Genomic DNA, 13,885 nt, shown 5'->3' with positions numbered 1-13,885 from the left:
TCCCCCCGGAGGCGCCATCAGGCACCGAAAGCTATCGTCAATACTTGGCGCCATCGGGGCGCCTAGAGCTATCGCCAATACTTGTCGTAAGCCGTGGCGCTAAGGGGAAGTAGCTTAGTGATGACACGGTCGATTTGGCTGTTGCAGTTTTCGACCGATCCGTTGGTGTCCACAACGAAATCGGCGCGCGATTGTTTTTCTTCTTCCGAAAGCTGCCGCGCAACGACGGCCTCGAACCTGGCGTCCGTCATCCCCGCACGCGCCAGCACACGCTCGCGCTGCAGCTTGGGCGACGCTGTCACGACGACGATGGCATCGACATGCTCGTCGCGCCCACCCTCGAAGAAGAGCGGAATTTCAAGAACTGCCATCGCTGCGCCGTGAGTCTTTTCGTCTTGCAGGAAGTGCCGCTCCGCCTCGTGAACGCGAGGATGCACGATCGCTTCGAGATCTTTGAAGCGATGGGGATCAGCAACGAGCTGCGCTGCGAGCTTGCCGCGATCGACAACGCCACCGGCGACTGACCCTGGAAAAGCCCGCTCGATCTCGTCGTTCAGCGGACCTTCGTAGAGCCGGTGCACCTCGGCGTCCGCATCGAAAACGCTAATTCCGCGCGCACGGAACCGTGCCGCCGCGGTCGATTTGCCCATGCCAATCGAACCCGTCAATCCAACGACAAGCATCACGCCTCACGAATATTCTCTGCAACAAGCCGGTAAAGCTCGGGCGTCACCTCCGGGCGAACGCCGAACCACTTCTCGAACCCGGGGACAGCCTGATGTAGCAACATCCCGAGGCCGTCCACACCAACGAGCCCATATTTACGAGCGGAGCTTAACAACCCGGTCTCCAACGGGACGTAAACGAGATCCGCAACAACTGCAGTGTTGGGTGCCCGAGAAACATCGATGCCCGTATCCCCCACGCCGTTCATGCCAAGCGTCGTCGTGTTAACGATGACGGAAACGTCCGTGATATGATCATTTCGAGCGTCCCAAGGCCAAGCGGAAACACGCGCGCCGAAGTGACGCGCTATCTCCTGCGCCCGCTCGACTGTCCGGTTGTAAACGCGAATGTCGTCGCGGCCGGCTTCGAGAAAGCCATGGATCACGGCCCGCGCCGATCCTCCCGCGCCAAGGATCATGATGGAACCGGGCGACTGCTTCCAATGAGGCGCAGACTGATCAAGATTGGCCATGAAGCCATAGGTATCGGTATTGGTGCAGGCGAGTGCATCCCCCTCGAACCAGAGCGTGTTCGCAGCACCTACGGCAATCGCCGAAGAAGATTGAATCTTGGCAGCCGCAAACGCGGCTTCCTTATGCGGCACGGTCACATTGCAGCCCGCCAATCCGCGATCCTTCAAGGACGCGAGAAACTGCTGGAGCTCCTCGGCTCGAACCGGCTCTTTCGTATAAGTGCCCTCGATTCCGTACTTACGCAGCCAATACTGATGAATGAGCGGCGAGCGCGAATGCGCAATCGGCCAGCCAATAACACAAGCCCGCTTCATGCTGTGATCATCTGTTCTTCGCGAAGACGCTCGAGAAGCGCCAGCAGCGGAATGCCGAGGATCGTGAAATAGTCGCCGTCGATCTGTTCGAAGAGTTGCACGCCCAAACCTTCCAATTCATAGCAGCCGACGCTGCCGAGGACGCGATCTCCGGCGCGCTTGAGATATGCGCCGAGAAATTCATCGGAATAATTCCGCATGGTCATTGCGGCTGTCGATGTCGTTTGCCAATGAACGACGCCATTTCGAGCCAGCGCGACCGCGGAAACAAGATCGTGCGTGCGCCCGCGCAGCATGACCAGATGTTCGCGGGCCTCACTGACGCTCCCGGCTTTTGAGAAAATCTTAGCCCCCAGCGCCAGCACCTGATCGGCGCCGATGACGAGAGCATCCGCATGTTCGATCGAAACGACGCGGGCTTTTTCCGCCGCAAGCACGCTCGCGACATCCGCCGCTTCCGCGCCCGATGTCTTTTCCAAAATGGCGTCTCGAATGGCCGTCTCGTCGATGTCCGCGGGAATGACCTCGAATTCGAGTCCCGCCGCTTCGAGCAATGCCCGGCGCGCAACGCTGGCCGAAGCGAGGATCAACTGGGTCACGTCAGACATTGACCGGGTCCGTCTCCGGTTTTGATCCGGCCTTCCGGTCGTTCAAGAGCTTCAGGATCATCGTTGCAGATTCTTCGATGGACCGTCGCGTCACGTCGATGATCGGCCAACCGTATTGAGCGGCGATCTTTCGCGTATAGGCGATTTCGGCCGATATCGTATCACGATCGACATACGTTTCGAGATCCCGGTCAGCCATGAGGATCGCGCGATTGCGACGCACGTCCGCAATTCGATCCACATTTGCAATCAAACACACCACAAATGCCGAGTGCTGCCGGAACAGCTGCTCGGGCAGCGACACCTGCGGAACGAGCGGCAGGTTCGTCGTCTTGTAGCCGCGCTGGGCGAGATAGAGACTGGTCGGCGTTTTCGACGTCCGCGAAATGCCGAGCAATATGATGTCCGCATCGCTGAGATTGTCCGGCAGCCGGCCGTCATCGTGCGCCATCGTGAAATTCATCGCATCGATGCGCCGGAAGTAATCGGCATCGAGAACGTGCTGTCCCGCGACCGTCGGCGTTTGCGGCGCGCCGAGATAGCTCTCGAAAACCTGCATGATCGGACGCAACACTGCGAGACACGGAATTTTCAATCGCTGGCAATGCTGCTCGAGCTCGACAGCAAGCGCGTTGTTTACGACCGTATAAAGAACGATGCCGGGCTCGGCCTCGATGTCGGCAAGCACACGCTTCAACTGCCGCTGCGTGCGCACAAGCGGATGCATATGTTCGATCGCGCGGATATTCTGATATTGCACCGTCGCGGCTTTCGCGATCGCCACCAACGTCTCACCCGTGGAATCCGAGACGAGGTGCATATGAAACAGGCTCGGCAACGTCATGACATTGATCTCTTGCGACTGACGGCGGCAGCCTGTTCAAAACCCCGACGTTATCCCCGGACCCGGTGGGCTCGTTTCGGGTTGAGAGAACAACCATCGGCTCACCCACGGCGATACCCACATCCGGGCAAAAGGGAAAGATGTTGTTCGACAAATGGCCATCCCAAGGGACAAAGGGCCTCTCCAGCCTCAGTCCTGCGGTTTTCAACAAACAACCCTTTTGGGTTGTCGGTGCAGGTCGCTCGCAAGTCATTGATTAATGGACGTCTTATCACCCTATTGCGCTCAGAGCCCCACAAGCCCTATCGCTCGTGCTACACGACCTGACTGACTGAAACCTTGTGGACAGCATGTGGACGATTTCGTCATCCCCAATCCTCGCTGCCCTAAGAGTCAAAAAAATAAGCTTCAAGAAAACTTATCTGATTTGAAGTGAAGGGAAGGGAAGAACGACGTTGCACGATCCGAACGCCAACCGGCCTCTGAAGCACTTCCTGACCCCGTTTTCGGGCAAAGCCGTTCAACCACCACCCGTCTGGCTGATGCGCCAAGCCGGCCGCTATCTGCCGGAATACCGCAAGATCAGGTCCGAAGCCGGAACCTTCCTCGACCTGTGCTATTCGCCGAAGCTCGCTGCCGAAGTGACGCTGCAGCCGATCCGGCGCTACGGCTTCGACGCCGCAATCCTGTTTTCCGACATTCTCGTCGTTCCCGACGCCCTTGGCCAAAGCGTCCGTTTTGCCGAAGGCGAGGGTCCCCGCCTCGAGCCGATAAAGTCGGTTGATGATCTGCGCCGACTCACCCTATCGAACACCCACTACAAGTTCGCAAAAGTTTGCGAGACGGTCGCGCTGCTCGCCCGAAAGCTGCCGCGCGAAACGGCTTTGATTGGATTTTGTGGGGCACCTTGGACCGTTGCGACCTACATGGCCGAAGGCCGCGGATCGACCGACCAGGCCGCAGCGCGAAGCTGGGCTTATCGCGACCGGCAGGGCTTCTCCGAGCTCATCGATCTGCTGACCGAAGCCTCGATTGTGTACCTTTCCAACCAGGTGGATGCCGGCGCCAACGCTCTGCAGATTTTCGACAGCTGGGCTGGTAGTCTCGCCGACGACGAATTCCAGCGCTGGGTCATTGCTCCGACGGCGCGTATCGTCACCGAGATCCGGCGGCGTCACCCGAAAGTCCCGATCATAGGGTTCCCGCGCGGAGCCGCAGCACTCCTTCAAAAATACATCGACGGCACGAATGTCGATGGCGTGAGTTGCGATACGTCCTGCCCGCTGAGCGTCATGCAAACGATCGCGAAAACAGGCAAAGTCGTCCAGGGTAATCTCGATCCCCTGCTTCTCGTCGCCGGCGGCGACGCGCTCGACGCCCGCGCCGGCGCAATTTGCGAGGCGATGGCTGGCCTGCCATTTGTATTCAACCTCGGACACGGCATCGTACCGGAAACGCCGCCCGAGAACGTCGCTCGGCTTGTTCAAAGGGTCCGCGAAAAGGGAAACTGAAGAATGTCAGACGCTCCCTCCACCGTCTCGCCTTCGGCAGGCTCCCCAGCGCGCCGCGCCGCGATTGCGCTGGTCGTGACCATTCTAATGGCCGCGGCTTTCGTCGCCATCTTCCCGGCAGACGCCTATCTCTGGATCAAATCCTTCCACGTCATCGCCATCATCGCCTGGATGGCGGCTATGCTCTATCTGCCGCGGCTTTTCGTCTATCACGCCGAGGCGCCCATCGGCTCCGCGCAGTCCGAAAACTTCAAGGTGATGGAAGGCCGGCTTCTCAACATCATCGCGACGCCGGCAATGATCATCGCCTGGGTGCTCGGCTTATGGCTCGTGACCACGGGTCACTTCTGGTCAGCACCTTGGTTCCACGCCAAAATTACGCTGGTCCTCATCCTTTCCGGGTTGCATGGCTATCTTTCTGCTTCGGCTCGCGCCTTTCGTGAAGATCGCAACACGAAACCCGCGCGTCACTGGCGGATTATCAATGAGGTACCGGCGGTGCTGATGATCGGCATTGTCATCCTTGTAATTGTAAAGCCATTTTGAGACTTTCCAGAACCGCGCCTATCTGCTATGGAAATACAGTCCTCATAGGATTTTGGCAGACGGCACGTTTCGACGTTTTGATGCGTCAACGCCCGCCGGTCCATGACGAGGCGCCCGCCTCGTCGCCGTCATGCCAGGCTCATTCATCCCACCTCACCACCCGATTCCGCGTAAACGCGGCGCTCCGTGGAGTTCTTTTTCAATGAAGCAAATGAAGCTCGAGGATTTGAAGCGGAAATCCCCCGCCGAGCTCGTCACCTTCGCCGAAGAGGCCGGTGTCGAAAACGCCTCGACCCTGCGTAAGCAGGAATTAATGTTCGCGACGCTGAAGCAGCTCGCGACCCAGGAAACCGAAATTACCGCGACCGGTGTCGTTGAAGTCCTGCAGGACGGCTTCGGCTTTTTAAGGTCGCCCGACGCGAATTATCTGCCCGGTCCCGACGACATCTATGTCTCCCCCTCGCAGATCCGCCGTTTTGCCCTCCGCACGGGCGATACGGTCGAAGGCCAGATCCGATCGCCCAAAGACGGCGAACGCTACTTCGCCCTCCTCAAGGTCTCGAACATCAACTTCGAAGACCCCGAGAAGACCAAGCACAAGAGCCACTTTGACAACCTGACGCCGCTTTATCCGACGAAGTGGCTCAAGCTCGAGATCGAAGACCCGACCATCAAAGACCTGTCGTCCCGCGTGATCGACATCGTCTCGCCGCTCGGCAAAGGCCAGCGCGCCCTGATCGTGGCCCCGCCGCGCACCGGCAAGACCGTTCTTCTTCAGAACATCGCCCATTCGATCACGGCCAACCATCCGGAATGCTACCTGATCGTTCTGCTCATCGATGAGCGGCCGGAAGAAGTCACCGACATGCAGCGCAACGTCAAAGGCGAGGTCATCTCCTCGACGTTCGACGAACCGCCGTCGCGCCACGTCCAAGTGTCGGAAATGGTCATCGAGAAGGCTAAGCGTCTTGTTGAGCATAAGAGGGATGTCGTCATCCTGCTCGACTCGATCACGCGTCTAGGTCGTGCCTACAACACGGTCGTGCCGTCTTCCGGCAAGGTTCTGACCGGCGGCGTCGACTCGAACGCCCTGCAACGGCCGAAGCGCTTCTTCGGTGCAGCCCGCAATATCGAAGAGGGCGGTTCGCTGACCATCATCGCGACCGCGCTGATTGATACCGGCTCGCGCATGGACGAGGTCATCTTCGAAGAGTTCAAAGGTACCGGCAACTCGGAAATCATCCTCGACCGCAAGGTCTCCGACAAGCGCGTCTTCCCCGCGATCGACGTATCGCGCTCGGGTACGCGCAAAGAAGACCTGCTCGTGCCGAAGGATCAGCTCAAGAAGGTCTACGTCCTCCGCCGCATCCTCAATCCGATGGGTACGATGGACGGCATCGAGTTCCTGATCGACAAGCTCCGGTCCACCAAGACCAACGGCGAGTTCTTCCAGTCGATGAACACGTAAAGTATCTACAAGTGATTCACGTGAAAAGGCCGCCCAATCGAGCGGCCTTTTTTGTTGGTCGATAGAAGAAAGACGTCAGAGAGCGGAAGCCGTCAGATACATCTGACCGGCGGCCCGCTAGACTACTCCGCCGCGTGAATGATCTGCTCGCGCGCTTCCTGCGCCGGCGTCTTGGCAAGCTTCTTATAGCGCTCGGGCTCGCCCTTGCCTGGCTCGTAGTAGAACGGCAGCAGCAGTTGTTCGACATAACCCTTCGGGAAATTCGGCAGCTCGTCGATGCCCATATCCTTGGACGTGATCTCGCGCTTCGGCTTGTCGTTGAACGTGCCGAGCATCTTGTCCCAGATCGTCAAAAGCAGGCCGAAATTGCAGTCGCCTTCCGTGCCCCAATTGACATGATGCATGTGATGGAGACGGCCGATCGACAGATGTCCCTGCAGCGGTCCAAGCCGCGCATCGACATTCGAGTGCTGCACGATCAGCGTCACCGAGATCAGGAAGCCAAGCACCACCGCGACCGGGACCGGCATGCCGATGATCACGAGCGGCATGTTGCCGACGACCATATCGATGACTTGATGGATGGGGTGGCGAATAACGCCATTGTAGCCATAGAGCCGGCCGACACCGTGATGGACCGCATGCAGCCTCCAGAGCGGCGCATAACGATGGCTCAGATAGTGCATCATCATGAACGCGAAGTCGGCGACGAGGAATGCCATCAGCACTTGCGTCCACATCGGCCAATGCGTCGGCCAGATACCCTGGAACGGGAAAAGCCAGCAGATGACCGGGATCAGGAAGACGCCATTCATCGCCGACAATTCATAAGCCGCGATGTGCGCTGTGTTGGCAGCCATGTCGCCGTGTTCGGAGTGGTCGTTCCACTCATCAAAAAACGGAGCGATCTTCTCAGCCGCGAATGAAGTTGCATAGGCTATTGCGAGCAGCGGCACGAGCCAGAGATATGCCCAATGGTTGCCCCGCGCGACGACGAGCTCGCTAACCACCCAATAGGCGGCCGCGGTCAGCCCGAACATCATGAAGGGGGCATATCCGTAGCGAACGATTTCACGCAAAAGTTTCATACAACGTGGCCTTTCCACACAGCCTCTATATCGCTCCGAGGCTGTTTCAGCCAAGCGTTTGAACTCTGAGACGTTTCAACGCGGTAAAGAGTCATCGAAAAGTTGCTTCTCTCTTTTCGCCCCGCGCAGCTCTGAGCCGTTCGAGAAATTCGTCAGGCTCATGCAAAGGCACGCTGCAGGCCGGACCCGTGCACACATAAGCCGTTGATCTTCCTCCGATGCTGGACTTACCGCCGAGAGCCGATTGACTGCTTAACGACGTCGCCGTTGCGGAAATGAACTCCACGTCACCGGGTAACGATATATTGCGCAAAACCGTCGCAAGGCGATCATCGCCGCCGCCGATGACTGCAACCTGAACCAGACGATCCAAATCCAGTTCCGCAGCGATAAGACCGCAGTGTCCGGTTGGCGCTCGCGCCACCGCGCCCGCAAAAGCACGCGTGAGTTCCCGCGCCCGGTCATCGTACCGGCTCTCGCCAGTCAGAGCGTTGAGCAAAATCAAATTGGAAAGCTGGATCGCGTTGGCGCTCGGAACAGCATCGTCCGTTGCCGCTTTGAGGCGCACCACCACATCGGTCGTATCGTCGGCCGCCGTGAAATAGCCGCCGCCCTCGCCATCCCAATAATGCCGATCGAGAACCTCAGCCCAACGCTGCGCCTGAGCGAGATAGGTTTCCGATTGCGTCGCGCCGAACAAGCGAAGCGCGGCCCAGGTCATGTTCGCATAATCCGACGCCGTCGCCGGAGCCTTTGCGAGACCATCGCGATACGAATGGAACAGACGATCTTCGCCTGCAGAGAGCTTCGTCGTGACACACGCGAATGCGCGCTCGGCGAGAGCAAGCCATTCCGGATTTTCGAACACGACCGCAGCGCGCGACAGCGCGGCAATCATCAGACCGTTCCAGTCGGCGAGGATCTTGTCGTCCCATCCCGGACGGATGCGCAGCGCGCGACGCGACAGAAGCCTCCCACGCATTGCAGCCAGTCGCTCTTCTTCCGCATCCGAAAGCAAAGCGAGCGAGTCGAGACGATTGACAATCGTGTGCCCTTCGAAATTGCCGTTGGGAGTCACGCCGTAAATGCGTCCGAAGAATTCCGCATCCTCTGCGCCGAGAACCTCCACGATTTCCGCTGGGCTCCAGACGTAGAACTTACCTTCTTCGCCTTCGCTGTCGGCATCGAGCGACGCCGCGAACCCGCCGGCTTCTCCAATCATCTCTCGCGTCAACCACGCGATGGTCTCCGCGATGCGGATCTTGAAGAGAGGCTCCTGCGTCTCGCGCCAAACCTCTGTCATGAGATCGATCAGCAGCGCGTTGTCGTAGAGCATTTTCTCAAAGTGCGGCACGAGCCATAACTCATCGACGGAATAGCGCGCGAAGCCTCCGCCGAGATGATCGTAGATGCCGCCCTGGCAGATATGACGAAGCGTCGTGACGACAGCATCTTTCGCAGGCTGCTCGTCGAAGCGAATGGCTCCCCGCCATAGCAGCCAGAAGATGCTCCATTGCGGAAACTTCGGTGCACCCGAGAGACCGCCATGTTCGCGATCGACCGCACGCGCGATACGCTGAACGAGATCGCGGACGTCGGGACCTGGCACGTTCCCGCGAGACTGCGTGACGGCATCATCCTTCAACGATGCGAGAAGTGCTTCGGTGTTCTTGCGCACATTGTCGGGCTGGTTCTGATAGGCCTCCGCGATGCGGAGAAGAACGGTTACGAACGCAGGACGCCCGTAGCGTGATTCACGTGGAAAGTACGTGCCGCCCCAGAAGGGCTTTGCCTCGCTGTCGAGGAACATCGTCAACGGCCATCCGCCCTGCTCGCCGAGCCGATGCAGCGCGCCCATGTAGATCGCGTCGATGTCGGGACGCTCCTCGCGATCGACCTTGATGTTGATGAAGAGGCTGTTCATCACCTCGGCCGTCGCCGCGTCCTCGAAACTTTCGTGCGCCATCACATGGCACCAGTGGCATGCAGCGTACCCGACGGAGAGCAGAATGGGTTTTCCCGTCCGCTTCGCTTCGGCAAGCGCTTCCGGACCCCACGCCCACCAATGCACGGGATTGTCCTTGTGCTGCAGGAGATAGGGGCTCGTCTCGTATTTCAGCCGGTTTTCGCTCATTGCACTCTGTGGCGTTAGGAGGAATTTCGTGATCGGGTTGCACCCGACGGCGTCTACGAGTACGCGAACCAAATGAATGAGGCTTCAACTATCTTCGCGCTATCGAGCGCACCGGGACGCGCGGGCGTCGCCGTGATCCGCGTATCGGGGCCTGCTGCGCAGCAGGCTCTCGAAATGATGACTGGGCCATTGCCGAAGCCGCGCTTCGCTGCTTACCGGACCATCAAACATCCAACGACCGGAGAAGCGCTCGATAGAGCCGTTGTCATTTGGTTCAAGGCGCCTTCGACCGAAACAGGCGAAGACATCGCCGAGTTCCAGATCCACGGAAGTCGCGCAGTCATCGCCGCGATCCTATCGGCGCTCGGTAAAATAGCCGGATGCCGCTTGGCGGAGCCCGGCGAATTCGCCCGTCGCGCCTTCGAAAACGGCAAGCTCGATCTCGCGGAGATTGAAGGCCTTGCCGATCTGATCGACGCAGAAACCGACGCCCAGCGCCGCCAGGCATTGGCGCAAACCGCAGGCTCTCTCTCGAAGATCTACGAAAGCTGGCGGACGCGATTGATTGAGATTGCCGCGCTGACTGAAGCGGCAATCGACTTCTCCGATGAAGGTGATGTCTCGGCATCGTCGTTTGCCGAAGCAAGAAAACGCGCAGCATCGCTTCAAAAAGAAGTCGCCGCGCATCTCGACGACCGCCATCGCGGCGAGATTCTTCGCGACGGCTTTCGTGTCGCCCTGTTGGGACCGCCGAACGCGGGAAAGTCGAGTCTGTTGAACGTCCTCGCCCGCCGCGAAGCTGCAATCGTTTCCGCTGAAGCTGGGACGACCCGCGACGTCATCGAGGTCAGGCTGGATCTCGCCGGCCTCCCGGTCATCGTTTCCGACACCGCCGGCATCCGTGAAGCCGCGAGCGATATCGAACGCGAGGGCATCCGGCGCAGCCTCGCCGCCGCTCGCGACGCCGACCTGGTGCTGTGGTTAACGGAAAATTCTGAATCGATTCCGCCACTTAGTTTTTCACGTGAAACAAGTCTTGAAATCCGTTCCAAACAAGATCTTGGATTTGAGTCGGAAATCAGTGGCTTAGCGATTTCGGCCAAAACCGGCGCCGGCATCGACCAGCTCATCGCCGAGATCGCCCGCCGCGCTCATGCGGCCGTCGGCACCGGAACCGAACCGGCGCTGACGCGAGCCCGGCACCGCGAAGCCCTGGAAAATGCCCTGAAGGATATCGGCGCCTTCCTTAGCGGCCCGGCCGACGCCATTGAACTCCGGGCGGAAGACGTGCGCCGCGCTGCCCATGCGCTGGGCCGGATCACTGGCCGGGTCGACGTCGAGGACGTCCTTGACCAAATTTTCAGTCGATTCTGCATCGGCAAGTGAGTCCAAAAGGTTTCACGTGAAATGATTCTCGGATTCGCAAGCCCCCATTTTTCAGACTCCTGTGGGCAACCTCCGGCGACATACCGCCTTTTGCGCGATCCCCGGATGCGCTAGGTCCCAGGTCATGATCCACGCCATGAACAGCACGTACGACGTCATTGTAGTGGGCGGCGGCCACGCCGGAACCGAAGCGGCAGCAGCTGCGGCCCGGATGGGCGCGCGGACGGCGCTCGTCACCCACGCCTTCGCGACGATCGGCGAAATGTCGTGCAATCCGGCCATCGGCGGCCTTGGAAAGGGCCATCTGGTCCGCGAAATCGACGCCCTCGACGGCCTGATGGGCCGCGTCGCGGACGTAGCGGGCATCCAGTTCCGGCTGCTCAACCGCTCGAAAGGCCCGGCAGTCCACGGCCCCCGGACCCAAGCGGACCGCAAGCTTTACCGCCAGGCCGTGCAGGCCGAAATCGCCGCTATCCCGAACCTCGACGTCATAGAAGGCGGGGTCGAAGACCTCATCGTTAACGAAGGCCGGGTCCAGGGCGTGATCACGGCGAATGGCCGGCACCTCAAGGCAGGCGCGGTCATTCTGACGACCGGCACCTTCCTCAACGGCCTCATTCATATGGGCGAGCAGAAGATCCCGGCCGGCCGGGCTGGCGAAGCCCCTGCCCTCAAGCTCTCCGAGCGGCTCTACGGGCTTGGGCTGAAGCTCGGCCGCCTGAAGACAGGCACCCCAGCGCGTCTCGACGGCAAGTCGATCGATTGGGCGAGCCTCGAAATGCAAAAGGCTGACGACGACCCGGTGCCCTTCTCGTTTTTGACAGAGGCCATCAAGACCCCGCAGATCGCCTGCGGGATCACGTACACGACCGCGGCAACGCACGAGATCATTCGCGCCAATCTCGCGCGTTCTCCCATGTATTCCGGCCAAATCGAAAGCGTTGGCCCGCGCTATTGCCCGTCAATCGAGGACAAGGTCGTGCGATTCGCCGACCGCGCGGCCCACCAGATCTTCCTCGAGCCCGAAGGCCTCGACGACGACACGATCTACCCGAACGGCGTCTCGACATCGCTTCCCGTGGAAGTCCAGGACGCCTTCCTTAAAACGATGCCGGGTCTCGCGAATGTCGTGATCAAGCGCCCTGGCTATGCCATCGAATACGACTACGTCGATCCGCGCGAGCTGACTCCGGGATTAGAGGTCAAGCGCCTGCCGGGCCTCTTCCTCGCCGGTCAGATCAATGGAACGACCGGATACGAGGAAGCCGCCGCCCAAGGTCTGCTCGCCGGCATCAACGCCGCCCTGACGGCAAGCCAAACCACGCGCGATTCAACCTCCAGTGATTCACGTGAAACGGATTCACGTGAAACAAATCAAGCGGATATGGAGGATTCACGTGAAACGTACGCCGTTTCGCGCACCGCCGGCTACCTTGGTGTGATGGTCGATGACCTCATTACCCGCGGCGTTTCCGAGCCCTATCGCATGTTCACGTCACGGGCCGAATTCCGGTTGAAACTGCGCGCCGACAACGCCGACCAGCGCCTGACGCCGGAAGGTATAGCACTCGGCTGCATCGGCCCTGAGCGTCGCCGCAAGTTCGAAGCCAAGGCCAAGGCCCTCGCCGACGGCCTGAACCTCTTGAACCAGCTCGCCATGACCCCGACCGAAGCCGCTCGCCATGGCTTCGCGGTCAACCGCGACGGCCGCCGTCGTACGGCCTTCGAGTTGTTGGCTTTTCCGGAAATCTCCCTCGACCGCCTGAAGGCCGTCTGGCCTGAGATCGGCAAGATCGATTCGGCCGTGGCGGCCCAGCTCGAGGTCGATGGCCGGTATGCCGCCTATCTGCGGCGCCAGGACGAAGATGTGGCCCAGCTGAAGCGGGACGAAGCCGTCCGCATCCCGGCCGACTTCGATTACGCCGCTATTCCGGGCCTGTCCGCCGAGATCCGGCAGAAGCTGGCTCGCCACCGCCCGGCAACGATTTCCCAGGCCGGACGGCTCGAGGGTATGACGCCCGCCGCGCTTCTCACCCTGCTCGCCCGGCTCAAGGCAGCCAAGGACGGGACGAGGGATAACAAGGGCGAAGGCAGGACCGTCCCCCAGGGCGAGTTCAAGAGCGCCTGATGAGCCTGGTGCGGATCGATACCCCGGAAGAATTCCAGCGGCGTTTCGGAATTTCACGCGAAGTCCGTGAAAAACTAGAGACTTACGCAGCTCTTCTCAAACGCTGGCAGAAAACGATCAACCTCGTCGCACCGAGCACGCTCGACGAGATCTGGCACCGCCATTTGGCTGACAGCGCCCAGCTCTGGCGCTACCGCCCAGAAAATGCCCGAACCTGGCTCGATCTCGGCTCCGGCGCCGGTTTCCCCGGTCTCGTCCTGGCGATCATGGCTTCCGAAACCGGCGGCACGCGCCACATATTGGTCGAGAGCGACAGCCGAAAGGCCGCATTCATGCGCGAAGTCGCCCGCGAAACCCGCGTTGCTGTGGACATTCTGGGCATGAGGATCGAAAATCCCGAGACTCAGGCTAAGGTAGGCAAGGCCGACTGCGTTACCGCGCGCGCTCTTGCACCACTCTCGCGACTGGTCGAGATCGCGGCACCTTATTTTGCGTCTTCTACGCTTGGCATGTTCTTGAAGGGCCGTGACGTCTCGGCCGAACTCGAGAACGCAGCTCGAGACTGGCAATTTGCCTTTGAGCTGATTCCAAGCGTTACGGAAGAGGCTGGCCGCGTTGTGTTGCTCAAAGCGTTGAAGCCAAGGATGGAGGGATAAACC

At 60.0% G+C, this 13,885-nt stretch carries 12 protein-coding genes; 6 read left to right on the top strand and 6 right to left on the bottom strand.

Annotation, left to right across the window (positions count from 1 at the left end; all coding sequences use genetic code 11):
* Positions 1–68 precede the first annotated feature (68 nt).
* The 4 genes from coaE to K2Q04_RS12470 are packed head-to-tail and all read right to left on the bottom strand — an operon-like array spanning position 69 to position 2,965.
* On the bottom strand, positions 69–683 hold the full coding sequence (gene coaE / locus K2Q04_RS12485) for a dephospho-CoA kinase (protein ID WP_291164101.1): 615 nt from the start codon (positions 681–683) through the stop codon (positions 69–71).
* Positions 683–1,513 carry a shikimate dehydrogenase gene (locus tag K2Q04_RS12480; protein ID WP_291164098.1) on the bottom strand — a complete coding sequence of 277 codons (831 nt, stop codon included), beginning with the start codon at positions 1,511–1,513 and terminating at the stop codon, positions 683–685. Before K2Q04_RS12480 ends, coaE begins: the two co-directional genes overlap by 1 nt.
* Positions 1,510–2,121 carry a Maf family protein gene (locus K2Q04_RS12475; RefSeq protein ID WP_291164095.1) on the bottom strand — a complete coding sequence of 204 codons (612 nt, stop codon included), beginning with the start codon at positions 2,119–2,121 and terminating at the stop codon, positions 1,510–1,512. The genes K2Q04_RS12480 and K2Q04_RS12475 overlap by 4 nt, the downstream gene beginning before the upstream one ends.
* The gene (locus K2Q04_RS12470) at positions 2,114–2,965 is read right to left on the bottom strand and encodes a pyruvate, water dikinase regulatory protein (RefSeq protein WP_291164092.1); all 852 of its coding nucleotides are present in this window, start codon (positions 2,963–2,965) and stop codon (positions 2,114–2,116) included. Before K2Q04_RS12470 ends, K2Q04_RS12475 begins: the two co-directional genes overlap by 8 nt.
* A 455-nt stretch (positions 2,966–3,420) precedes the next feature.
* On the opposite strand from K2Q04_RS12470, the gene hemE reads away from it, so the two are divergent.
* From hemE to rho, 3 genes are all read left to right on the top strand, one after another.
* Positions 3,421–4,476 (top strand): uroporphyrinogen decarboxylase, encoded by a 1,056-nt coding sequence (gene hemE, locus K2Q04_RS12465; RefSeq protein ID WP_291164089.1) that lies wholly within the window; start codon positions 3,421–3,423, stop codon positions 4,474–4,476.
* Between the two features lie 3 nt (positions 4,477–4,479).
* Positions 4,480–5,022: a protoporphyrinogen oxidase HemJ gene (gene hemJ / locus K2Q04_RS12460; protein ID WP_291164086.1), complete on the top strand. Its 543-nt coding sequence runs from the start codon at positions 4,480–4,482 to the stop codon at positions 5,020–5,022.
* Between the two features lie 202 nt (positions 5,023–5,224).
* On the top strand, positions 5,225–6,490 hold the full coding sequence (gene rho, locus K2Q04_RS12455; protein WP_291164083.1) for a transcription termination factor Rho: 1,266 nt from the start codon (positions 5,225–5,227) through the stop codon (positions 6,488–6,490).
* Between the two features lie 122 nt (positions 6,491–6,612).
* Here the strand turns inward: rho and K2Q04_RS12450 are convergent, their stop codons facing one another.
* Together K2Q04_RS12450 and K2Q04_RS12445 are read right to left on the bottom strand one after the other, a co-directional pair.
* The gene (locus K2Q04_RS12450; RefSeq protein ID WP_291164080.1) at positions 6,613–7,578 is read right to left on the bottom strand and encodes a sterol desaturase family protein; all 966 of its coding nucleotides are present in this window, start codon (positions 7,576–7,578) and stop codon (positions 6,613–6,615) included.
* Between the two features lie 91 nt (positions 7,579–7,669).
* Complete coding sequence (locus K2Q04_RS12445; protein WP_291164077.1) at positions 7,670–9,712, bottom strand: thioredoxin domain-containing protein; 2,043 nt, start codon at positions 9,710–9,712, stop codon at positions 7,670–7,672.
* Between the two features lie 72 nt (positions 9,713–9,784).
* On the opposite strand from K2Q04_RS12445, the gene mnmE reads away from it, so the two are divergent.
* The 3 genes from mnmE to rsmG all read left to right on the top strand — a co-directional run bounded on the left by mnmE (position 9,785) and on the right by rsmG (position 13,882).
* Positions 9,785–11,098, top strand: coding sequence for a tRNA uridine-5-carboxymethylaminomethyl(34) synthesis GTPase MnmE (mnmE, locus tag K2Q04_RS12440; RefSeq protein ID WP_291164074.1), 1,314 nt, complete (start codon positions 9,785–9,787; stop codon positions 11,096–11,098).
* A gap of 136 nt (positions 11,099–11,234) precedes the next feature.
* Positions 11,235–13,226 (top strand): tRNA uridine-5-carboxymethylaminomethyl(34) synthesis enzyme MnmG, encoded by a 1,992-nt coding sequence (gene mnmG / locus K2Q04_RS12435; RefSeq protein ID WP_291164072.1) that lies wholly within the window; start codon positions 11,235–11,237, stop codon positions 13,224–13,226.
* Positions 13,226–13,882, top strand: a complete 657-nt coding sequence (gene rsmG / locus K2Q04_RS12430) for a 16S rRNA (guanine(527)-N(7))-methyltransferase RsmG (protein ID WP_291164070.1) — start codon at positions 13,226–13,228, stop codon at positions 13,880–13,882. The genes mnmG and rsmG overlap by 1 nt, the downstream gene beginning before the upstream one ends.
* Positions 13,883–13,885: the final 3 nt, after the last annotated feature.

Source organism: Hyphomicrobium sp., from assembly GCF_019753045.1.
In the GTDB taxonomy this organism is placed as follows: domain Bacteria; phylum Pseudomonadota; class Alphaproteobacteria; order Rhizobiales; family Hyphomicrobiaceae; genus Hyphomicrobium_B.
This window is presented reverse-complemented; position numbering and strand designations above follow the sequence as displayed.

Coding starts and splice junctions, on each gene's coding strand:
- coaE (WP_291164101.1), bottom strand. CDS start 683: ATGCTTGTCGTTGGATTGACGGGTTCGATTGGCATGGGCAAATCGACC.
- K2Q04_RS12480 (WP_291164098.1), bottom strand. CDS start 1,513: ATGAAGCGGGCTTGTGTTATTGGCTGGCCGATTGCGCATTCGCGCTCG.
- K2Q04_RS12475 (WP_291164095.1), bottom strand. CDS start 2,121: ATGTCTGACGTGACCCAGTTGATCCTCGCTTCGGCCAGCGTTGCGCGC.
- K2Q04_RS12470 (WP_291164092.1), bottom strand. CDS start 2,965: ATGACGTTGCCGAGCCTGTTTCATATGCACCTCGTCTCGGATTCCACG.
- hemJ (WP_291164086.1), top strand. CDS start 4,480: ATGTCAGACGCTCCCTCCACCGTCTCGCCTTCGGCAGGCTCCCCAGCG.
- rho (WP_291164083.1), top strand. CDS start 5,225: ATGAAGCAAATGAAGCTCGAGGATTTGAAGCGGAAATCCCCCGCCGAG.
- K2Q04_RS12450 (WP_291164080.1), bottom strand. CDS start 7,578: ATGAAACTTTTGCGTGAAATCGTTCGCTACGGATATGCCCCCTTCATG.
- K2Q04_RS12445 (WP_291164077.1), bottom strand. CDS start 9,712: ATGAGCGAAAACCGGCTGAAATACGAGACGAGCCCCTATCTCCTGCAG.
- mnmE (WP_291164074.1), top strand. CDS start 9,785: ATGAATGAGGCTTCAACTATCTTCGCGCTATCGAGCGCACCGGGACGC.
- mnmG (WP_291164072.1), top strand. CDS start 11,235: ATGAACAGCACGTACGACGTCATTGTAGTGGGCGGCGGCCACGCCGGA.
- rsmG (WP_291164070.1), top strand. CDS start 13,226: ATGAGCCTGGTGCGGATCGATACCCCGGAAGAATTCCAGCGGCGTTTC.